We start from the raw sequence: 20,597 nt of genomic DNA, 5'->3' as shown, positions 1-20,597 counted from the left end.
TCCTACCGGCGCTGCGGGTGCAGGCGCCAGATGCCGAAGGGAAGGTGCCAGGGCTCGATGCGCATCCGTTGGCGTTTGCCGTACCAGGTCCACTGGTGGCCGTTCATCAGGTCCTCGCCGCCCATGGCGGCGTCGTCCGGCAGGCCGAACTCCCACAGCGGCAGCTCGAAGTCGGCCTCCTGGGCGTTGTCCGGGTCCAGGCACACGGCGACCAGCACGAAGTTGTCCAGGTCCGCGGTGCGCTTGCCGAAGTAGAGGATGTTGTCGTTCCAGGCGTTGTAGGCCTGGAAACCGAGGTGGCTGTGCAGCGCCGGGTTCTCCCGGCGGATGCGGTTGAGCCGGGTGATCTCGCCGACGATGTTGCCCGGCGCGCGGTAGTCGCGCTGGCGCAGTTGGTACTTCTCGGAATCGGCGTATTCCTCGCGGCCGGGGATGGCCGCCGCCTCGCACAGCTCGAAGCCCGAGTACATGCCCCACAGCCCGGAGCCGGTGGCCGCCAGCACGGCGCGGATGAGAAAGCCGGCGCGCCCGCTGCGCTGCAGGAAGAAGGGGTTGATGTCCGGGGTGTTGACGAAGAAGTTGGGCCGGTAGCAGTCGCGCCAGGGCGGCTGGCCGAGTTCCTCGAAGTAGCTCTGCAGCTCCTGCTTGGTGTTGCGCCAGGTGAAGTAGGTGTAGCTCTGGCTGAAGCCGAGCTTGCCCAGGCGCGCCATCATCGCCGGGCGGGTGAAGGCCTCGGCCAGGAAGATGACGTCAGGGTGCAGGTGGCGCACCTCGGCGATCAGCCATTCCCAGAACGGCAGCGGCTTGGTGTGCGGGTTGTCGACGCGGAACAGGGTCACGCCCTGGGCCACCCAGCCCAGCACCACCTCCAGCAGGGCCAGCCACAGCGAGGGCACGGCGTCGGCGGCGTAGAAGTCGACGTTGACGATGTCCTCGTACTTCTTCGGCGGGTTCTCGGCATGGCGGATGCTGCCGTCGGCGCGCCAGCTGAACCAGCCGGGGTGCTGGCGCAGCCAGGGGTGGTCGGGCGAGCACTGGATGGCGAAGTCCAGGGCCACCTCCAGGCCGTGGGCGCGGGCATCGGCCACCAGGGCGCGGAAGTCCTCCAGGCTGCCCAGCTGCGGGTGCACCGCCTCGTGGCCGCCCTCCCCGCTGCCGATGGCGTAGGGGCTGCCGGGGTCGTCCGGGCCGGCCTGCAGGCTGTTGTTGGGGCCCTTGCGGTGGCTGCGGCCGATGGGGTGGATGGGCGGGAAATAGAGCACGTCGAAGCCCATGGCGGCGATTTCCGGCAGGCGCCGGCGCACGTCCTCGAAGCGCCCGTGCACGCCCGGCTGCGCCCCCTCGGAGCGGGGGAACAGCTCGTACCAGCTGGCGAAGCCGGCCAGCGGCCGCTCCACCTCCAGGCTCAGCACCGGGCTGCGCACCCGCTGCAGGCGCGGCTGCACCTGCTGCATCAGCGCCAGGGTGGCCGGGGCCAGCAGCAGGGCCACGCGGCCGTCGCGGGGCTGCTCGGCGGCGAGCCGCGCCAGCAGGGCGTCGAGCTGCTCGGCCGGCTCGCCCTGGGCCGCCTGGCGTGCCTCGCGCAGCAGCTGCTCGCCTTCGCTCAGCTCCAGGTCGATGGCCTGGCCGGCGGCGTACTTCTTCTCCAGGTCGTGGCGGAAGCTGGCGTAGCGGTCCAGCCAGGCCTGGATCACGAACTGGATGCGCCCCTCGTGGGGCGGCAGCAGCTCGGCCTGCCACAGGTCGTTGCCCTGCCAGGCCAGCGGCTGGCTGCGCCAGGCCTCGTCCGGCGCCAGGCGCCAGGTCACCTCGGCGCCCAGTTGCTCGTGGCCGTCCATGAAGACGCGCGCGCTGACCGGGCAACGCTGCCCGGCGATGGCCTTGGCGGCGAAGCGCCCGCCCTCGACCTGGGGCTCGATGCCCTCGATGGCGATGCGCGGCGCCTTGGCCGCGGCGCTGGCGCGCCCGTGCAGGTCCGAATTCATCGCTGCGCCCTCCTCGCCAAGCGATTCGATGATCGTCGGCCGCAACCTGCGGCCCCATGCTTTCCGAGGCTGGGCCAGCCGGCAAGTTCAGACTTTTCGCCGGCGGGCCGGCTCAGCGCGCGGCGCGTCGCCGGCTGCCGGCCTTGCGCCGCGCCGGCGCTTCCTCGGCCGGCTTCTCGCTGGCCTTGCCCTTGCCCGCCGGCCTGGCGCCAGCGCCCTTGGCGTTGCCGCGCAGGCTGCGCCGCAGCAGGTCGGTGAGGTCGATGATGTCGGCGCCCTCGCTGGCCTCCGGCGCCTCGGCGCCGGGCACTTCCTCCAGCTGGCCCTTGGCGGCCTTCTGCTCCACCAGGGCGTGGATCTCGTCGCTGAAGGTGTCCTTGAAGGCCGAGTCGTCCCAGGCCTGGCTCATGTCTTCCACCAGGCGCGTGGCCATCTCGCGCTCGCGCTTGTCCAGGGCGATGTCGTTCAGCTCCAGCGCCAGCTCGTCCACCGGGCGCACCTCGCCCGGCCAGCGCAGCGTCATCAGCAGCAGCGCCTCGCCGTCGGCCAGCAGCGCCGCCAGGTGCTGGCGGCTGTGCAGCACCAGCTGGCACACCGCGACCTTGCCGCTGCGCGCGAGGGTCTCGCGCAGCAGCACGTAGACCTTCTCGCCGCGCCGCTCGGGGCTCAGGTAGTAGGGGGTGTCGAAGTACGGCAGGGGAATCTCGCCACGCTCGACGAAGCGCAGGATGTCGATGGTCTGCGTGGCCCGCGGGCGCGCCGCGCGGATTTCCTCCTCGCTGAGCACCACGTAGCGGCCCTTCTCGTACTCCACGCCCTTGACGATCCGCTCCCTGGGCACTTCCTTGCCGGTCGCCTTGTTCACCCGCTTGTAGCCCACCGGCTCCAGGCTGCGGGCGTCCAGCCAGTCGAAGTCGGTGCCGCCGGAACGGCTGGCGCTGTTGAGCCCCACGGGGATGTGCACCAGGCCGAAACTGATCGCGCCCTTCCAGATCACGCGCGCCATGTGCGCCTCCTACAGTGAGATGCCATCGTCGAAACGGACGCGGCCGTCCGCGCCGATGTCGCGGATGCGCGCCAGCATGCGCCGGGCCGCGTCCTCGGCTTCGGCCGCGTTGCGGCTGCCGGGGGCGAACACCCAGAGCACTTCCACCGGCGCGCCCTCGCGCTTGGGCTGGTACTGGATCAGCCCGACGTAGGCGCCGCCGTCGCACATGGCGTCGGTCCAGGCGCTGCTGCCGCTGAAGTCACGGAACATGGCGCTCCTCCGATGTATCGGACACCTGCGGCCGCTCGAACAGCCGCGGCAGGCTGTGCAGCACCGCCAGCGCCAGCAGGGTGCCGAGCACCGCGGTGGCCGAATGGCCGCGGCCCACGCAGATGCCGATGGCGGTGCTCAGCCAGAGCCCGGCCGCCGTGGTCAGCCCCTTCACCCGCGCGGTGTCGGCGCTGTCCTTGAGGATGGTGCCGGCGCAGAGGAAGCCGATGCCCGCGGCGATGCCCTGGATCACCCGGCTGATGGCGTCGTCGCCGGCGCCGCCTTCGCTGATCGCCATGACGAAGAGCGCGGCGCCCAGGGTGACCAGCATGTGCGTGCGCAGCCCGGCGGCCTTGCCCTGGCTCTCGCGCTCGTAGCCCAGCAGGCCGCCCAGCAGCGTGGCGAGCGCCAGGCGGAAGCAGGCGCGGGTGATCTGCTCCAGCTCGCGCAGGTCGGAAAACTCCGCCAGCAGGGCCTCGGCGATGCGCGACAGGGTCTCCATGGGCCTCTCCGCGAAGGGGTATTGCTGTTGCAGACTGCCGCGCCGGCCGATGGTTTGAACGATTTTCCCGGCGGTAGCGCCAGCACTACCGCCCGGCGGCTGGTCCGCGCGTTTCGCCGCCGCGCCGGTCCAAACCCGGCAATCGCCGAACAAAGGGACGCGCCATGAACAGCGACGAAGACGACTTCGCCCACGCCTACGAGCAGGCCCTGACCGAAGTGGCCCTGCCCGCCTTCGCCGCGGCCGGCGAGTACGCCCGCGACCACGGGCTGCTCTGCCACCTGGGGTTGCACCGCGGCGCCGGCGGGCTTTCCGAACTGGGCCTGCACGCCCGCCGCCCCGGCGAGGGTCTGGACTGCCACTGCCTGATCAGCGCCGACCCGCAGAGCGCCAGCCTGGTGCACGAGAACCACTACGGCGGGCGCGGCGACCCGGAGCGCATCGTCGGGCCGCTGGCCTCGCTCAACCGCATGGTGCTGGACACCCGCCTGCAGGCCTTCTTCCAGGCCGGCTTCGGCCTGAGCCTGGACTACCTGGCGCGCCGCCATGGCGGCGGCTTCTGGTAGGCCCTAGCCGCCCACCGGCACTTTCCAGATTTCCTCGGCGTACTCGCGGATGGTGCGGTCGGAGGAGAACCAGCCGACCCGCGCGGTGTTCAGCACCGCCGCGCGCCACCAGCGGGAGGGCTCGCGCCACAGTGCCTCGACGCGCGCCTGGGCCTGCCAGTAGGCCTCGAAGTCGGCGCAGAGCATGAACCTGTCGTCGTGGCGCAGCCCCTCCACCAGGGCCGTGTAGCGGTTGGCGTCGTCCGGCGAGAAGACCCCCGAGCCGATGGCCTGCAGCGCCTCCTGCAGGCGCGGCGAGGCGGCGATCTCGCCGGCCATGGACAGCTCGCCGGCATGCTTGCGGGCCTCCACCTGCTGGGCGGTGAGGCCGAAGATGAACAGGTTCTCCAGGCCGATGCGCTCGGACATCTCGACGTTGGCGCCGTCCAGGGTGCCGATGGTCAGCGCGCCGTTCAGGGCGAACTTCATGTTGCTGGTGCCCGAGGCCTCCAGGCCCGCGGTGGAAATCTGCTCGGACAGGTCCGCCGCGGGGATGATGGCCTCGGCCAGGCTGACGTTGTAGTTGGGGATGAACACCACCTTGAGCAGGCCGCGCACCGTGGGGTCGTCGTTGACGATACGGGCGATGTCGTTGGCCAGCTTGATGATCAGCTTGGCCTGGTGGTAGCTGGGCGCGGCCTTGCCGGCGAAGATCTTCACCCGCGGCAGCCGCGGCGCGGCCGGGTCGTTGCGGATGTCCTGGTACAGCGCCACGGCGTGCAGCAGGTTGAGCAACTGCCGCTTGTACTCGTGGATGCGCTTGACCTGCACGTCGAACAGCGCCTCGACGTCCAGGCGGATGCCCAGGCGCTCCTCCACCAGCTGCGCCAGGCGCGCCTTGTTGTGCCGCCGCTGCTGGGCGAAGCCGCGTTGCACGGCGGCGTCGCCGGCGTGGGCCTCCAGGCCGCGCAGGCGCCGCTCGGGGTCGTCGAGCAGCTCGCGGCCGAGGCACTCGCAGAGCAGCCCGGTCAGCTCCGGGTTGGCCTGGAACAGCCAGCGGCGGAAGGTCACGCCGTTGGTCTTGTTGCTGATGCGCGCCGGGTACAGGCGGTGCAGGTCGCGGAACACCGTCTCGCGCATCAGCTCGGTGTGCAGCGCGGAAACGCCGTTGACGCTGTGCGAGCCGAGGAACGCCAGGTTGCCCATGCGCACCCGGCGGCCGTTGTCCTCCTCGATCAGCGACACCGCGCGCAGCAGGGCGAAGTCGTGGATGTCCTTGGCCCGCAGCGCATCGATGTGGAAGGCGTTGATCAGGTAGATGATCTGCATGTGCCGCGGCAGCAGGCGCTCCATCAGCGCCACCGGCCAGGACTCCAGGGCCTCGGGCAGCAGCGTGTGGTTGGTGTAGGACAGCGTGGCCACGGTCAGGCCCCAGGCCTGTTCCCACTGCAGATGGTGGTCGTCCAGCAGCAGGCGCATCAGCTCGGCCACGGCGATGGCCGGGTGGGTGTCGTTGAGCTGGATGGCCACCCGCGCCGGCAGGCTGGCCAGCGCCAGGCCCTGGCCCAGGTGGCGCTGCAGCAGGTCCTGCAGCGAGGCGCTGACGAAGAAGTATTCCTGGCGCAGGCGCAGTTCCTGCCCGGCCTCGGTGCTGTCCGCCGGGTAGAGCACCCGCGAGATGCTCTCGGCGCGCGCCGTGTCGGCCACCGCGCCGAGGTGGTCGCCGGCGTTGAAGCGGTCCAGCTTGAGGGTTTCCTCGCCACGGGCGCGCCACAGCCGCAGGGTGTTCACCCCGGCCCGGCGCCAGCCGACGATGGGCATGTCGTAGGCCACCGCGCGCAGGCGCTCCATGGGTTCCCAGTGCTGCCGCGCGCTGCCGTCGCTGCCGTTGAGGGCGTACACGCTGCCGCCGAAGCCGATGCTGATGCTGCATTCCGGGCGCTCGAACTCCCAGGGGTTGCCGAAGTCCAGCCAGGTCTCCGGCTGTTCCTGCTGCCAGCCGTCGGCGATGCTCTGGCGGAACAGCCCGTGCTCGTAGCGGATGCCGTAGCCGTAGGCGGGGATGTCCAGGGTCGCCATGCTTTCCATGAAGCAGGCCGCCAGGCGCCCCAGGCCGCCGTTGCCCAGGGCCGCGTCGGGTTCGGCCAGGCGCACCTGCTCCAGGTCCACGCCCAGTTGCAGCAGCGCCTCGCGGGCGATCTCCAGCAGCCCGAGGTTGCTCAGGTTGTCGATCAGCAGGCGGCCGATGAGGAACTCCAGCGACAGGTAGTAGACGCGCTTGCGCCGGCCGCGGTCGATGCTGTGGCTGGCCTCGTCCCAGCCATCGACGATGTAGCGCCGGGCCGCCAGCGCCAGGGCCTCGAACCAGTCGTGGGCGTAGGCGTCGGCGGCGTCCTTGCCGACGTCGTAGCGCAGTCGCGTCAGCACTTCCTGCTTGAAGTTTTCCACCTGTTCGGGAACGGGGGTGCTGGAGCCTTGCATGGCGGTCTCTCCACGGTTCGCCTGTGGGAAACGGCGGCGCCACCGGCCGCCTCGTGTATCTAGGCCCCCGGGCCGGGGCCGGAGTTCAGGTGTTTTCCCCGCCCGGGGCGGCCGTCCGTCCGAATCGCTGAACACCGCGCGGCGCTGCGGCCTCTCCCGAACGAACCCCGCAGTGAAGCGGCCGACAAAGGAGAACAGCCATGCCCCGAGGCAGCAAAGACAAGTACACCGACAAGCAGAAGCGCAAGGCCGAACATATCGAGGAAAGCTACGAGGAGCGTGGCGTCTCCAGGGACGAGGCCGAAGCGCGGGCCTGGGCCACCGTCAACAAGCAGTCCGGCGGTGGCGAGCGCTCCGGCGGTTCGGGCCAGAAGAAGAGCCCGGGTGCCAAGGCCGAATCGCGGCGTTCCTCGGCGCGCCGCGCGGTGGCCACCAAGCACGGCGTGCCGCGCCCCGGCCAGCGCCTGGAGGCGATGAACAAGCAGGAGCTGCTGGAACGCGCGCGCCGGCAGAACATCCGCGGCCGCTCGAGCATGCGCAAGCAGGAACTGATCGAGGCCCTGCGCAAGGCCTGAGCCCCGCGGCCCCTGGTGCGATAGCGCGCCGGGGGCCGCGTGCGCTTCAGCCATTGACCACGGTGCCACCGTTGACGTGCAGCACCTGGCCGCTCATGTACGAGGAGTCGGAGCAGGCCAGGTAGACGTAGGCCGGCGCCAGTTCGTCGGGCTGGCCCGGACGCCCCATCGGGGTATTGCTGCCGAATGTCTCCACCTCCTCGGCGCTGAAGGTCGAGGGAATCAGCGGCGTCCAGATCGGCCCCGGGGCCACTGCGTTGACCCGGATGCCGCGCTGGACGAGGTTCAGCGCCAGGGAACGGGTGAAGGCGGTGATGGCACCCTTGGTCGAGGAATAATCGATCAGCCTGGGGTTGCCCTTGTAGGCGGTGATCGAGGTGGTGTTGACGATGGCCGCGCCCTCGCCCATCAGCGGCAGCAGTGCCTTGGTCAGCTGGAACATGCCGAAGATGTTGGTGCGGAAGGTGCGCTCCCACTGCTCTTCGCTGATGTCCTCCAGGGAAGCGGCCGGGTGCTGCTCGCCGGCGTTGTTCACCAGCACGTCCACCCTCCCCCAGCGTTCCTCCAGGCGCCGGGCCACCTCGGCGCAGAAGCCGGCATCGGCGACGTCGCCGGCCAGCTCCAGGCAGTGCTGGCCGCAGGCCTCGATCAGTTGGCAGGTCTTGGTCGCGTCCTCGGTTTCCTCCAGGTACAGCAGCATCACGTCGGCCCCCTCGCGGGCGAAGGTCAGGGCCACGGCGCGGCCTATGCCGCTGTCGCCGCCGGTGACCACCGCCACCCTGCCCTCCAGCTTGCCGGCGGCGCGGTAGCTTTCCGAGGCGAACTCCGGCGGCGGCTGCATGGTCTCCTCGCGGCCGGGCTGCTGGTCCTGGTGCTGGGGCGGTAGTTTGTCGCTCATGGTCGCTCTCCTCTCCGGCGCGCGCGCCGGTCGGTGTCGGGGCGTCAGCCGCGTGGCGGCACGGCCTCGCCGCAGTGGCAGTGGGGGTCCTGGCAGTGCTTCTCGCCGTCGGGGTGTCCATCCGCACAGGCCTGGCAGCAATAGGCGCGGCCTTCGGCGAACACGGCGGCGGCGCCCAGGCTGCACTGGCAGCCGGGGCAGGCGCAGGGTTGGTCGCTCATCGCAGGTCTCCTTCGGCTCGGTGTCAGGGAGCGGGGCCGCAGCCCCGCCGGTCACAGGGTTCGGCCGGCGGCGGGCGGTGGAGTTCAGCTTTTTCCGCCAGCGGCCCGCCGGCCGCGTTTTCTGAACCTGCGGCCACCGCGGGCGTCCACCCAGCACAGCCCACCACCGGAGGAAAGGCCCATGGCCGCGCGCATTCCCCTGCTGCTGTTCGCCTGCCTGTGCTGCATCGGCCTGGCGCACGCCGCCCCCGCCAGCGAACCCCACGCCACCTTTGTCGCCAGCGCCCTGGCCAACAGCCAGCAGCAACTGGCCCGCGCCCGCCTGGCCCTGGACCACGGCCACACCACGGCGGTGCGCGACCAGGCCCAGGGGCTGATCGACCAGCACCAGCGCCTGCAGGACGACCTGCGGATACTGGCGCGCAAGAAAGGCCTGCTTCCGCCCCGCGACGAAACCCGCGAAGCCCGCGCCACCCAGGCCCGCGAGCAACTGGCGAACAGCCAGCGCTTCGACCGCGACTACGCCGAGGCGCAACTGGCCTCCAGCCGCCAGGCGGTGGAACTCTTCGACCGCCTGGCCGGCGACGGCAGCGACGCCGAACTGCAGCGCTTCGCCCGGCACTGGCAGCCGCAGCTCTACCACCAGCGGGAGATCGCGCAGCAGTTGGTGGATGGGGAGAAGCCGTGACGCGCGGCCACGGCCACGTGATCCGCTCCTACGCTGCCCGAGCCATGCCATTCCCCTGTAGGAGCGCGCCCTGCGCGCGAAATCGCGGGCAGGGCCCGCTCCTACAATGGGGCAACATGGGAGACGCGGATTTTGATCCAGTCACTCCCGTGAACGAGGGAGCCCAGAAGACAGTTGCTCCTGCGTACGTGGGGCCAGGAAGACGTTCGGTACAGCCAGGAAATCCCGGGTCATCCCGATTCTTTCGAGCGTAGGGCGCATAACGCCTACGGCGTTATCCGCCATCGTCATCGGCGCTGCGCCCCAACTGCTCCCACATCTTCCGCGTCAGGCGCTGCCGGACATCGCCCCAGCCCGCCCAGGGATCGTCCTTGCCCCGCAGCGCCAGGCGTTCATCGATATTGCCGAGGGTCCAGGCATTGGCCCCCTTCAAGGAGTCCAGCTCGCTCTCGGCCACCGGCACCGACACCGGCAGGCCCTCGCGGGCGCGGACCGACCAGGCGCACACGGTACTGGCGCCGCGGCTGTTGCGCAGGTAGTCGACGAAGATCCGGCCCACGCGGTTCTTCGGCCCGGACACAGCGCTGAAGCGGTCCGGCATCTGCTTTGCCAGGTGGCAGGTGATGGCGTGGGCGAAGCCCTTGACCTCGTCCCAGCCGTGCCGGCGCTCCAGCGGCACCAGCACGTGCATGCCCTTGCCGCCGCTGGTCTTGAGGAAGCAGGCCAGGCCCAGCTCGTCCAGCACGGCGAGGGTCAGCCGGGTGGCCTCGATCATCCGCGCCCAGGGCAGGCTGGGGTCGGGGTCCAGGTCGAGGACGAAGCGGTCGGGGTGCTCCAGGTCATCCACCCGGGCGTTCCAGGTGTGCAGCTCGACCACGCCCATCTGCGCGGCGCCGGCCAGGGCCCTGGCGGTGGCGATGCGCAGCAGCGGCGCGTGGCCGGGGTCCAGCCGCGGGTCCAGCTGTTCCACGCCGGGCATGGCGTTGCGCGAAGCGTGGCGCTGGAAGAAGACTTCGCCGCCGACGCCGTCCGGGGCGCGCAGCAGCGACACCGGGCGGTCGTCGAGCCAGGGCAGGATGCATTCGGCGGCCTTCTCGTAGTAACGCGCCAGGTCCAGCTTGCTCAGGCCGCTGGCGGCGTCGATCACCCGCTCGGGGTGGGTGATGGCGACGCCGGCGACCTTCGCGTCGTCCCGCGCCGCCTTCCTCGGGCTTTTGGCCGTGGGTTTCGCCGCCTTGCCGGCCACCCCGGCCGCCGGGCTGGCGCGTTCCTGGACGATGGCCTTGGCGGGCTTGTCGCTGCGCAGGCCGTGGAACACCGCCTGGCGCACCAGGCCCTCGCGGGTGATCTCGGCGAAGGCCACCTCGCAGAGCTGCTCGGGGCGCAGCCAGGTCACGTCGCGGTAGGCCTGGCCGCGGGGCGGCGCGGCCAGCGGGCAGGTCTTGCGCGCCAGCGGGCGCAGGCTGGCGTGCACCCGCTTCAGCGTGGCGGCGTCGAAGCCGGTGCCCACCTTGCCGGCGTAGCACAGCTCGCCCTCGTCGTCGTGCAGGCCCAGCAGCAGCGCGCCGAAATGCTGGCGGCTGCCCTTGGGCGGAGTCATGCCGACGATGACGAATTCCTGGCGGCGCTTGCACTTGAGCTTGATCCAGTCGGTGGAGCGGCGCTCTACATAGGCGCTGCCGGCGCGCTTGCCGATCAGCCCTTCCAGGCCCAGGCGGCAGGCGCTGTCGAGGATGCTGCGCGGATCGTCGGTGAAGTCCTCCGAGTAGCGCAGGCGGTCGCTGGCGTTGCCCTGCAGCAGCGCGGCCAGCGCCGCTCGGCGTTTTTCCACCGGCTGCCGGCGCAGGTCCTCGCCATCCAGCCAGAGCAGGTCGAACAGGGTGTAGCGCACCTCGTCGCTGGCGCCCACGTCGAAGGCGTTCTGCAGGCGCTGGAAGTCCGGGCGGCCCTCCTCGTCCACCACCAGTATCTCGCCGTCGAGCCAGGCCGACCGCAGCGGCAGGGCCCGCAGCCCGGCGCAGATGTCCGGCAGGCGCTCCGACCAGTCGTGGCCGTTGCGCGTCTGCAGGCGCACCTTGCCGTCCGCCACCCGCGCCAGGATGCGGTAGCCGTCGAGCTTCAGCTCGTAGCGCCAGTCGCCCTCGGGCGGCGCATCCAGCAGGGTGGCCAGTTCCGGGGAGATGTGCTCGGGCATGGCGCCGGCCACCTTGCGCGGGGCCTTGGCCGGCATGGCGCGCTTCGGCGGCGGCGTCTTCGGTGGCGGCGCCGCCTCGCCGGGCAGCGTCCGCCCGCTGAGCACGCTCTGCGGCGCCTCGGCGAGGATGTCGTGGCGGGGGAAGTCGCGGGCCTCGTCGTCGCGGCCCTTGACCAGGAACCACTGCGGCTTGCGCCCGGCCATGCGGGTGCGGATGAGGTTCCAGCTGCCGTGCAGCTTGCTGCCTTCCAGGCGGAACTTCAGGTGGCCGTTTTCCAGGCCCTGGCGCGGGTCGCCCAGGGGGACCCAGCGGCCGCGGTCCCAGACGATGACGTCACCGGCGCCGTAGTGGCCCTCGGGGATGTGGCCCTCGAAGCCAGCGTATTCCAGGGGGTGGTCCTCCACCTCGATGGCCAGGCGCTTCACCGAAGGGTCCAGGCAGGGCCCCTTGGGCACCGCCCAGCTCTTCAGCACCCCGTCCAGTTCCAGGCGGAAGTCGTAGTGCAGGTGGCTGGCGTCATGCTTCTGGATGACGAACGCCAGTTCCCCGGCATGCCGCCCGGGGGCTTCGCCGCGGGGCTCCGGCGTACCGCCGAAGTCGCGGCGGCGGGCGTATTCCTCCAGGCTGGAGGTGTCACTGGCCATCGGTGCTTCCTCCGTGGCTCGGGCGTTCAGCGTTCTTCTTCGTCAGTGTCCGGCGGCGATACCCGGTCGGTCCAGGGCTTGCCGTCCAGTGGCGCGGAGCGGCCCAGTTCGGCCTCGTCCAGGCCGATGCCGCCGCCGATCTCCTCCTCGCCCACCACCCGCAGCTCGCGGTCCACCGGCGTGTCGTCGGCCGGTTCCAGCTCGGATTCGCTGCCCTCGTCGAGCAGCGTCTCCGGGGCCAGGTCGTCGCTGTCCACATGGTCCTCGTAGTCGCCGTCGACCAGTGTCTCGCCGCCGGTCATGCCCATCTCGGCCGCCCGTTCCGGCGGGAACTCCTCGTTCACCTCGCGCCGCGGGCGCTCGTCGCCGATGCGGCCCTGGGCGCGCTCCCCGTCGAAATCCAGTTCGCGCACCGAGCCCATGCGGTCCTCGGTGTCGTCGATTTCCTGGGGCTGGCTGTGCTTGCGCTCGTCGTTCATGGCCTTCTCCTCTCGCTGGGCGCCGCCCTGCCCCGGCCTCGGGCTGCCGGGCAGGCAGCGGCGCCGGCCTCAGGGGGAAATGGGGTCGCTGGCGGGAAAGGTTTCTTCCAGGGAGTGGTCCAGCTGCTGCTCCTGGCTCTTCTTCGCCTTGCCGCGGTCGGCGCAGGGGCATTCGGGGTCCTTGCACTGCCGGTCCCCGGGGTGGCCCTGGGCGCAGGCCTGGCAGCAGAAGTAGCGGTCGCCCTCGCGCACGGCGGCATCGTCCAGCTCGCAGATGCAGCCGGGGCAGGCGCAGATATCGGGTTTCATCTCCAGGCTCCTCCGTGCGTCAGCTCTACCTGGGTTGAGCCGGACGCCAGCGGGGAGTTCAGCTTTTCGTGCGGGCGAGGCCGCCGCGGTTCAGGCGGCGTCGTAGGTGCGGATCAGCTCCTGGCCCAGGCTTTCCACCTGCTCGGCGGTGCACAGTTCCTCGCCGCTGATGCCCACCACGGTGGCGGGCGCCCTGCCCTGCGACGGGTGGCGCAGGCTGATCGCGTAGCAGCCATCGAGCTGCCGGCAGCAACTGAAGCGGAACGCCGGATGGTTGTGCTGCAACAGGTCTTCGATTTCACCGCGTGTGAAGTGGGTCATCTGCATGCCCCTCCCAGGAAAAGAATGTCTTTGAGCAAAGGTAGCGCCGGCAGCCGGCGAAAACAGGGTGGCGGGGAGCCATCGTTCGGCCATGCAGAATGCCTGATCGACGAAAGCGCTCCGCGCTTCATCCACTTAGCGGGACTGCGAGCCCGCGCGCCGCTTTCTTGTCGCCAAAAAAAGCGCCAGGCCGGACGAACGGTCGGCGCCGCGGACGTTGCCGGCACCCAGGTCATCCCACCGGCGAGGTGGCGCGCTTCAGCATCACTTGGCCATCATCCTGGCATGCAGTAAGGCGGCGGACGATCCCGCCGCTTTGCAATGCGCAAGTATCAAGGGGCCATCTCTCCAATAAGAAGTTAAACAAAAACAGTTGGTTGAAGATGACGACAGAGACGGAACGATTGCTGCAAAGCCATCGACCACCGTCCAACGAACAGGGAGCACGTCATGCCTGCCACCCCCAACGCTGCCATCGAACACCTGCAGAACCAGTTCCGAGCCTATTCCCCGCGATTCACCTTCCGCCCCGACGGCTCGGTGCTGATGGACCTGCACGACGCCAACGGCGAGCGCATCGCCCTGCGCGTGCTGCACAAGGAAGAGCAGGAAAACGAGGTTCTGCTGAACAACCTGGTGGAACGCATCCGCCGCGACCTGATCACCGAGTCGGGCCCGCTGCAGCCGGACAACGTCGACTGGTTCCTCAAGCGCATCGAGCTGCGCACCTTCGTCCCCGGCAACTACCAGCACCGGCCGCGCAAGATCGTGGTGGCCGGCGAGCGCCTGCGCGCCCAGGCCGACCGCAACCCGCGCTGGTAGGGCCCACCCCGCCGCCGGCAGGGTTCGAACAATCTGCCCGGGCGTCAGGCATGCACCGTCCACTGGCAGGTGGAATCGGCGATGGGCATGGCGTCCACCCGCTCGACCAGGCCGCAGGCGATGGCCTCCTGCGCCCCGAGGATGCGCGGGTAGGCCATCAGGTAGCTGGGAATGTCCAGGCGCTCCGCCGCGCCCCGGGTGCGCTCGGCGACGATGTCGGCGTAGAGCTTCAGGTCGTAGTCCAGGCTCATGGCGTACTCCGCCATGCGCGCATGGTCCACCGCGCCATGCAGCGACCAGTGGAACGGGTGGAACAGGAACTTGCTGTACGGGCAGGCGGTGCGCACCTGGCCGGCGAGGAACAGGATGTTGCCCATGGATTCCACGGTGCCGAGGTTGTGGGTGTCCACCTGCACCGGCAGCGAAAGCAGGTAGTTGTACAGGGTGAAGCCGTAGCTGCAGTCGCCGCCCATGGTGGCGATGTTCAGCTGCAGGTGGCTGGCGCCCTGCTGCAGGGCGCGGGTGCAGGTGCTGATGAGGTTGCCGCAGGTGGACGAGTTGATCGGGCCGGTGAAATGGATGATGTGCGTGGACATGGGCGTGCTCTCCTGGTTGCGGGGGCCTCCGGGCTGGACATTCTGCTGAGTCGCGGCGAAGCCCGGTCGAGCCATCGGCGCGACGAACGGCTGGGGCGTGGTTCCGCCCATGCCCGATGATCGGCGTGGCCGCGGGTCATCGCGGACGGAGTCCGCTCCTACGCAGCCCGAGTCATGCCATTCCCCTGTAGGAGCGCGCCCTGCGCGCGAAATCGCGGGCAGGGCCCGCTCCTACAAAGAGCACCCCGGCGCGGACTGTAAGACAGTTGCTCCTACGATTCCAGGAGGCACGGACGTAGGAGACTCCGTCCGCGATCGGATTCACCGGCCGCGCCGGACCATTCGCTGGCGCGGCCTGTGCTTACGGCGACTCCCTCGCCTTCAACCAGGCCGCTAGGCCCTCGGCCGGTAGCGGCGGGGACAACAGGTAGCCCTGGGCCAGCGTGTAGCCCTGGGCTTCGAGGATGCGCAGTTGCTCGGGGTTCTCTATGCCCTCGGCGACCACCGTCATGCCCAGGCTGCGGCCGATGTGCAGCACGGCGTCGCTGAGGGTGCGGCTGGTGCTGTTGCTCTCCAGGTCGCGGACGAAGCTGCGGTCCAGCTTCAGTTCCTGCACCGGCAGGCGGTTCAGCCGGGCCAGGCTGGAGTAGCCGGTGCCGAAGTCGTCCAGGGCCAGGCGGATGCCCAGTTCGTGCAGCTGGTCGAGCACGCCCAGGGTGTCGCTGTCCGCTTCCATCAGCGCGCTCTCGGTGATCTCCAGGGTCAGGTCGGCGCCGTGCAGGCCGTGTTCCTCCAGGGTGCGCAGCACCGCGGCGGGCAGTTGCGGGTCCTGGAAGTCGCCGGCGGACAGGTTGACCGATATCTCCGGTACCCGCAGGCCCGCGCGGCGCCAGGCCGCCAGTTGCCGGCAGGCTTCGCGCAGCACCCAGCGGCCCAGTTCGATGCTCAGCCCGCATTCCTCGGAAAGGGGGATGAAGCGTTCCGGGGAGATGTTGCCCAGCTGCGGGTGGTGCCAGCGGGCCAGGACCTCGACGCCGCGCAGGCGGCCCTCGCGGATGTCCACCAGCGGCTGGTAGTTCAGGTGCAGGCGCTGCCTGGCGAGGGCTTCGCGCAGGGCGCTTTCCAGCGCCACGCGTTCCTGCGCCAGGCGTTCGAGTTCCTCGCTGAAGAAGACGTGGCCGCCGCGGCCCTTGCCTTTGCCCTTGGCCTGGTTCATCGCCATCGCCGCATGGCGCAGCAGCGTCTGGAAGTCCTCGCCATCCTCCGGGAACAGGCTGACGCCGATGCTGGCCGATGGGTTGTGGGGCGCGCCGGCGACCCGCCAGGGCGCGTCGAGCGCGGCTTTCAGGCGGGCGATGTGGCGGCTGGCCGCCGCGCGGTCGCAGGCCGGCAGCAGGACGACGAATTCGTCGTTGGCCTGGCGCCCGACGTGGTCCTCGCTGCGGCAGGCCTGGCGCAGGCGCCGGGCGATGGTGCGCAGCAGCTCGTCGCCGGAGGGGCGGCCGAAGGAATCGTTGATCTGCCGGAAGCGGTCCAGGCCGATGTACAGCACCGCCAGGCCCTGCCGGCCGGCCAGCTCGGTGCCGGCCAGGACCTGCAGCAGGTGGCGGTTGGGCAGGCCGGTGAGGTCGTCGTAGTAGGCGAGCTGGTGGATGCGGGCGCGCGCCTGGTCGCGCTCCAGGACCAGCGCGCAGAGGTGCGTGCAGATGTCCAGCAGGCACTGCTGCGTCGCGCAGGGCAGCTGTGCCCCTTGGCCGTAGCAGACGAAGCAGCCGATCAGCTGGCCGCCGCTGGAGCGGATCGGCGTGACGCTGCAGCTGCGCAGCTCCGGCGGCAACAGGTGGCGGTAGGCGGACCACAACGGGTGCTGCTCGATGTCGCCGGCCCAGGCCTCCTCGCTACCCGGGCCGTCGCCCAGCGGCAGGCCGTCCAGGGCCTGCAGGTAGGCGGGGGGCAGGCTCGGCCCGGCCAGCGGGTACAGGCGGCCTGCATTTATCCGCAGGACCGAGGCGCTGACCCGCGGCAGCAGCCGTTCGATTTCCAGGCAGGCCGCTTCCATCAGGCGTTCCGGCGCCTCGTCGCGGGCCATGCCTTCGAGGAGGCGGTCCAGCAGCACCTCGTGGATCTTCGACTGGGTGATCTCGGTGAGCGCCAGCAGTCGCAGGCCGGGTTCGCCGGGGGCGCTGTCCAGCCCGGTGCTGGCGATGCCGCACCAGATGCGCCGGCCGTCGCGGCAGCGCACCAGGGTTTCCAGGCGGCCGTTGGCCGCCGGCTGCGCGGGCCGCGGTGCCCCCGCCAGTTCGTCGAATGCCCGGCCCACCAGGGTTTCCGGGGCATGGCCGAGCAGCCGGCCGAAGGCGGGGTTGCAGTACAGCAGGCGCCGGCTGTCATCGTGGATGCAAAGGGCGGTTTCGGCATGCTCCAGGGCTTTGCAGAGCATCCGGGGGAGGTCGGGAATACTGTGGATCGGCATGCTTGCACTCCGGCCTGGCGATCGAGGAACGGCGCTAGAGCTTGAAGCGCAGCACCATGTCGTTGAGCTCCACCGCCAGGCGCGACAGCTCGTGGCTGGCGGCGCTGGTCTGCTGGGCCCCGGCCGAGGCGCGGGTCGACAGGTCGCGGATGTTCAGCAGGTTGTGGTCCACCTCGCGGGCCACCTGGGCCTGTTCTTCGGCGGCGCTGGCGATGACCAGGTTGTGTTCGCTGATCTGGCCGATGGTCTGGAACACCTGTTCCAGTGTCTGGCCGGAGGCGCGCGTACGCTCCAGCGTCGCCCGCGAGCGCTGGGCGCTTTCGTTCATGGACTCGACGGCGCGCCCGGTGCCCTGCTGGATCTCCTCGATCATCTGTTCGATTTCCTGGGTCGAGGCCTGGGTGCGGTGCGCCAGGGTGCGCACCTCGTCGGCGACCACCGCGAAGCCGCGCCCGGCTTCCCCGGCGCGCGCCGCCTCGATGGCGGCGTTCAGCGCCAGCAGGTTGGTCTGCTCGGAAACCGTGCGGATCACGTCGAGCACCTTGCCGATGCCGTTGGCCTGGGCTTCCAGCGCCTGCACGTGCTGGGCCACCGCCTGGATGCCGTCGGCCATGGCGCCGATTTCCTCCAGGGTGGTGCGGACCTGGCTGCGGCTCTGCTGGGCGAGCTGGTTGGAGGCCTGGGAGGTTTCCGAGGTGGCGCTGGCGTTGCGCGCCACTTCCTCGGCCGCGCTGGTCATCTCGGTGACGGCGGTGGCCGCCTGTTCCAGCTCGCGGTGCTGCTGGTTCAGGCCCTGGTTGCCGTCCTCGGTCACCGCGCTGAGTTCCTCGGCGGCCGCGGCCAGGCGGCTGGCCGAGGCGGAAATGCCGCTGAGCATGCCGCGCTGGCCGTCCTGCATGTGCCCGAGGGCGGCGAGCAACTGGCCGATCTCGTTGTCCGAACCGGTCTCTATGCCCTGGCGCAGGTCGCCCAGCGCCAGGCGGTCGCAATGCTGGCCGGCCTCGCGCAGCGGGGCGAGCAGGCAGCGGGCGACGAACCACCAGCAGGCGCCGAGCAGCAGCACGGCCAGGCTGGCCAGCAGGACCGCCTCCAGGCGCGCCATGCCGTAGCGGTCGTGGGCGGCTTGCATCACCGCCTGGGCGTGCGCCTCGATCAGGGCCTCGAAGGCCTCCAGCGCGTGCTCGAAACGGTCGTTGGCCTCCCGCGCCCTGAGGTTGGTCTGGATGTAGCCGCTTTCCGAGCCGGCGCGCAGCACCTGCATCTGCTCGACCAGCACCGCGCTGTAGTCGCCGAAGGCCGCCTGCAGGTCCTTGCCCTGGGCTTGCCAGTCGGCCTCCGCGCCATTGGCCTGGGTGAAGCGGGCGAAGCCCTCGCTGGCCTCGCGGAACAGCTCTTCGCTGCGTTGCACGCTGACGCGGGCCTTGTCGGCGTCGCCGGCGCGCGCCTCGAGGAAGGCGCCGGCCATGGCGATGCGTGCGCGCAGCAGGCGTTCGTAGGCTTTCTGCAACTGGTTGTTGCGTTCCACCGCCACGCGGTTCAGCGACTGGATCTGCTGGTCGCTGCTGCGGGCGCTGCTCCAGCCGGTGAAGATCGAAAGCAGCAGGGCGGCGGCCAGGGTGGCCAGGACGATGAGCATTCCCGTGCGTATTTTCAGCTTGTACAACATGCGGACTTCCTTTCGTGGCGAACCACCATCGAACTGGCTGCGCCGGTGCGGCGGAATGATGGCAATCAGCCGTTATCCTGTTCTCCGGACAAAAGGAAAGTCAATTAGTCAATGATCTATTAAGAAACTTTTATAGACGTCATGCGTCCTTCGGCCGCACGCAAGCTCCCCTGAAAATGGCGTGGGGCGTTATATCGAATGATGTGTGAGGTCAATTTCCATGAAAGGTCGGAACGTGGTCCATGAAGTCGGCGCAGCCATCGCCAACCGCCGCAGGTCCAAGGGGCTGACGCAGGCGCAGATCGCAGAGGGGATAGGGGTGGAAAAGGAAACCATCAGCCGCATGGAGAACGGCGTGATATCGCCGACGCTGCATCGCCTGGGGCAGATCGCGGAGATTCTCGAATGCCCGCTGAGCGATCTGTTCCGCAAGGATTCGATCGACGTCGCTGGGCAGGCCGAGGCCATCGGCGACATGCTCCAGGAACTGGCGGAAAGCGAGCGGGCGCTGGTGGTGAACCTGATCGGCGAGATCGTCAAGGTGCTCAAGGGCCGGCGCAGCCACTAGCGCCGGCGGGCGCCCCGCCCGGCGGCGGGCGGGGGCTCAGGTGCGTTCGTGCGGTTCGTCTTCGCCGCGTTGCTGCCACCACTGGCGGCGCACGTGCAACTGGGCGGCGAAGGCGCGGGCCAGGGGTTCCTGGGAGAAGCGCAGGCCGCGGCGGCCCAGGCGCACCAGCCAGCAGGGCCGTCCCTGGAATTCAATGGCCTCGATCTTCACCTCGTCCTGCATGCAGGGTCTCCCGGCTGACGATTTCCAGCTCCTGCTCGCCTGCCTTGCGCGTCTTGAGCAATGACAGCAGTATGCCACCAGCGAGCAGGCCGAAGGTTACCCCAAGCGACAGCACCGCGGGAACCTTGCCGATGAAGCCGTGGGCGAAGATCTTCGCGCCGATGAACACCAGCACCATGGCCAGGGCGTACTTCAGGTAGACGAAGCGGTGGATCATCGCCGCCAGCGAGAAGTACAGGGCGCGCAGGCCGAGGATGGCGAAGATGTTTGAGGTGTAGACGATGAACGGGTCCTTGGTGATGGCGAAGATCGCCGGCACGCTGTCCACCGCGAACACCACGTCGGCCAGCTCGATCAGGATCAGCGCCAGGAACAGCGGGGTGGCGAAGCGCACCAGCCTGCCCGAGGCGTCGGGCTTGCGCACGAAGAAGTGGTGCTCGTGGAGCTGCTCGGTGACGCGGATGTGCCGGCGCAGGAAGCGCAGCACCGGGTTGTTGGCCAGGTCCGGCTCTTCCTCGTGCCGGACGAACAGCATCTTCACGCCGCTGAACAGCAGGAAGGCGCCGAACACGTACATGATCCACTCGAACTCGCTGACCAGGGCGGCGCCCAGGCCGATCATGATGGCGCGCATGACGATGGCGCCGAGGATGCCCCAGAACAGCACCTGGTGCTGGTAGCGGCGGGGGATGCCGAAGAAGCCGAAGATCATCGCCATGACGAACACGTTGTCCATCGACAGCGACTGCTCCACCAGGAAGCCGGTGTAGTACTCCATGGCGCTGGTGGCGCCGAACTCGTACCAGACGAAGCCGCCGAAGGCCAGGCCGCAGCTGAAGTAGCCGGCCGAGAGCAGCAGGCTCTCGCGCACGCCGATCTCGTGGTGGTCGCGCTGCAGCACGCCCAGGTCCAGGACCAGCAGGAGGATGACGATGGCCAGGAACAGCAGCCAGAACCAGGCGGCGGTGCCGAGGAAGGGGGTATTGAGGAAATCCAATAGGGGTGCCATGCGGGCCCTCTCTTGCTGTCGTTGTCGAAAGTGACTCCGACATGGCGGTCAGCGACCGTCAGAGGGGCCCGGCGTCACGGCGGGAAAAATAGCAGAGCGCGGTCGCGAGGCAAGCGGGGGAAAGTAACAAGTTCCTACGA

21 protein-coding genes are annotated in these 20,597 nt (G+C 69.8%); 5 read left to right on the top strand and 16 right to left on the bottom strand.

Features of this window, described 5'->3' with window-relative positions; translation table 11 throughout:
- Positions 1-2: 2 nt before the first annotated feature.
- The 4 genes from DK254_RS10630 to DK254_RS10615 form a co-directional block, all read right to left on the bottom strand.
- Positions 3-1,985, bottom strand: coding sequence for an alpha-1,4-glucan--maltose-1-phosphate maltosyltransferase (locus DK254_RS10630; RefSeq protein WP_109933743.1), 1,983 nt, complete (start codon positions 1,983-1,985; stop codon positions 3-5).
- A gap of 112 nt (positions 1,986-2,097) precedes the next feature.
- The gene (locus DK254_RS10625; protein ID WP_109933742.1) at positions 2,098-2,991 is read right to left on the bottom strand and encodes a Ku protein; all 894 of its coding nucleotides are present in this window, start codon (positions 2,989-2,991) and stop codon (positions 2,098-2,100) included.
- Between the two features lie 9 nt (positions 2,992-3,000).
- Positions 3,001-3,243: a hypothetical protein gene (locus DK254_RS10620; protein WP_109933741.1), complete on the bottom strand. Its 243-nt coding sequence runs from the start codon at positions 3,241-3,243 to the stop codon at positions 3,001-3,003.
- Positions 3,233-3,745, bottom strand: a complete 513-nt coding sequence (locus DK254_RS10615) for an MgtC/SapB family protein (protein ID WP_109933740.1) — start codon at positions 3,743-3,745, stop codon at positions 3,233-3,235. The genes DK254_RS10620 and DK254_RS10615 overlap by 11 nt, the downstream gene beginning before the upstream one ends.
- A 164-nt stretch (positions 3,746-3,909) precedes the next feature.
- Here DK254_RS10615 and DK254_RS10610 point away from each other — a divergent pair, with 164 nt between their 5' ends.
- Entirely contained in the window at positions 3,910-4,311 is a 402-nt protein-coding gene (locus DK254_RS10610) for a hypothetical protein (RefSeq protein WP_109933739.1), read from the top strand.
- A 3-nt stretch (positions 4,312-4,314) separates the two neighbouring features.
- On the opposite strand, the gene DK254_RS10605 is transcribed toward DK254_RS10610, so the two are convergent.
- Complete coding sequence (locus tag DK254_RS10605) at positions 4,315-6,771, bottom strand: glycogen/starch/alpha-glucan phosphorylase (protein ID WP_109933738.1); 2,457 nt, start codon at positions 6,769-6,771, stop codon at positions 4,315-4,317.
- A 200-nt stretch (positions 6,772-6,971) separates the two neighbouring features.
- Between DK254_RS10605 and DK254_RS10600 the strand changes: the two genes are divergently transcribed.
- Positions 6,972-7,346, top strand: coding sequence for a Rho termination factor N-terminal domain-containing protein (locus DK254_RS10600; protein WP_109933737.1), 375 nt, complete (start codon positions 6,972-6,974; stop codon positions 7,344-7,346).
- A gap of 46 nt (positions 7,347-7,392) precedes the next feature.
- On the opposite strand, the gene DK254_RS10595 is transcribed toward DK254_RS10600, so the two are convergent.
- Positions 7,393-8,244, bottom strand: a complete 852-nt coding sequence (locus tag DK254_RS10595) for an SDR family oxidoreductase (RefSeq protein ID WP_109933736.1) — start codon at positions 8,242-8,244, stop codon at positions 7,393-7,395.
- A gap of 44 nt (positions 8,245-8,288) precedes the next feature.
- Positions 8,289-8,465 (bottom strand): metallothionein, encoded by a 177-nt coding sequence (locus DK254_RS10590; protein ID WP_089393194.1) that lies wholly within the window; start codon positions 8,463-8,465, stop codon positions 8,289-8,291.
- A 181-nt stretch (positions 8,466-8,646) separates the two neighbouring features.
- Here DK254_RS10590 and DK254_RS10585 point away from each other — a divergent pair, with 181 nt between their 5' ends.
- Complete coding sequence (locus DK254_RS10585; protein ID WP_109933735.1) at positions 8,647-9,153, top strand: DUF4142 domain-containing protein; 507 nt, start codon at positions 8,647-8,649, stop codon at positions 9,151-9,153.
- Positions 9,154-9,427: 274 nt separating this feature from the next.
- Here the strand turns inward: DK254_RS10585 and ligD are convergent, their stop codons facing one another.
- The 4 genes from ligD to DK254_RS10565 all read right to left on the bottom strand — a co-directional run bounded on the left by ligD (position 9,428) and on the right by DK254_RS10565 (position 13,101).
- Positions 9,428-11,992: a DNA ligase D gene (gene ligD, locus DK254_RS10580; protein WP_109933734.1), complete on the bottom strand. Its 2,565-nt coding sequence runs from the start codon at positions 11,990-11,992 to the stop codon at positions 9,428-9,430.
- A gap of 26 nt (positions 11,993-12,018) precedes the next feature.
- On the bottom strand, positions 12,019-12,471 hold the full coding sequence (locus DK254_RS10575; protein WP_109933733.1) for a phosphotransferase system, HPr-related protein: 453 nt from the start codon (positions 12,469-12,471) through the stop codon (positions 12,019-12,021).
- Between the two features lie 69 nt (positions 12,472-12,540).
- Positions 12,541-12,780: a metallothionein gene (locus DK254_RS10570; RefSeq protein WP_089393198.1), complete on the bottom strand. Its 240-nt coding sequence runs from the start codon at positions 12,778-12,780 to the stop codon at positions 12,541-12,543.
- 90 nt (positions 12,781-12,870) lie between these two features.
- On the bottom strand, positions 12,871-13,101 hold the full coding sequence (locus DK254_RS10565) for a hypothetical protein (RefSeq protein WP_089393199.1): 231 nt from the start codon (positions 13,099-13,101) through the stop codon (positions 12,871-12,873).
- Positions 13,102-13,551: 450 nt separating this feature from the next.
- Here DK254_RS10565 and DK254_RS10560 point away from each other — a divergent pair, with 450 nt between their 5' ends.
- Positions 13,552-13,923, top strand: coding sequence for a DUF3509 domain-containing protein (locus DK254_RS10560; protein ID WP_109933731.1), 372 nt, complete (start codon positions 13,552-13,554; stop codon positions 13,921-13,923).
- Positions 13,924-13,967: 44 nt separating this feature from the next.
- On the opposite strand, the gene DK254_RS10555 is transcribed toward DK254_RS10560, so the two are convergent.
- The 3 genes from DK254_RS10555 to DK254_RS10545 form a co-directional block, all read right to left on the bottom strand.
- The gene (locus DK254_RS10555) at positions 13,968-14,519 is read right to left on the bottom strand and encodes an ATP-dependent Clp protease proteolytic subunit (protein ID WP_109933730.1); all 552 of its coding nucleotides are present in this window, start codon (positions 14,517-14,519) and stop codon (positions 13,968-13,970) included.
- A gap of 361 nt (positions 14,520-14,880) precedes the next feature.
- Positions 14,881-16,992, bottom strand: a complete 2,112-nt coding sequence (locus DK254_RS10550; RefSeq protein ID WP_109933729.1) for an EAL domain-containing protein — start codon at positions 16,990-16,992, stop codon at positions 14,881-14,883.
- 34 nt (positions 16,993-17,026) lie between these two features.
- On the bottom strand, positions 17,027-18,658 hold the full coding sequence (locus DK254_RS10545) for a methyl-accepting chemotaxis protein (protein ID WP_109933728.1): 1,632 nt from the start codon (positions 18,656-18,658) through the stop codon (positions 17,027-17,029).
- Positions 18,659-18,878: 220 nt separating this feature from the next.
- On the opposite strand from DK254_RS10545, the gene DK254_RS10540 reads away from it, so the two are divergent.
- The gene (locus DK254_RS10540; RefSeq protein ID WP_109933727.1) at positions 18,879-19,226 is read left to right on the top strand and encodes a helix-turn-helix domain-containing protein; all 348 of its coding nucleotides are present in this window, start codon (positions 18,879-18,881) and stop codon (positions 19,224-19,226) included.
- A gap of 36 nt (positions 19,227-19,262) precedes the next feature.
- Here DK254_RS10540 and DK254_RS10535 read toward each other — a convergent pair whose 3' ends face one another.
- Positions 19,263-19,448, bottom strand: a complete 186-nt coding sequence (locus tag DK254_RS10535) for a hypothetical protein (protein ID WP_109933981.1) — start codon at positions 19,446-19,448, stop codon at positions 19,263-19,265.
- On the bottom strand, positions 19,417-20,457 hold the full coding sequence (locus DK254_RS10530; RefSeq protein WP_109933726.1) for a TerC family protein: 1,041 nt from the start codon (positions 20,455-20,457) through the stop codon (positions 19,417-19,419). Before DK254_RS10530 ends, DK254_RS10535 begins: the two co-directional genes overlap by 32 nt.
- Between the last annotated feature and the right edge of the window lie 140 nt (positions 20,458-20,597).

Origin of the sequence: Pseudomonas sp. RW407 (assembly GCF_003176655.1) — a bacterium.
Classification (GTDB): Bacteria; Pseudomonadota; Gammaproteobacteria; order Pseudomonadales; family Pseudomonadaceae; genus Pseudomonas; species Pseudomonas delhiensis.
This window is presented reverse-complemented; position numbering and strand designations above follow the sequence as displayed.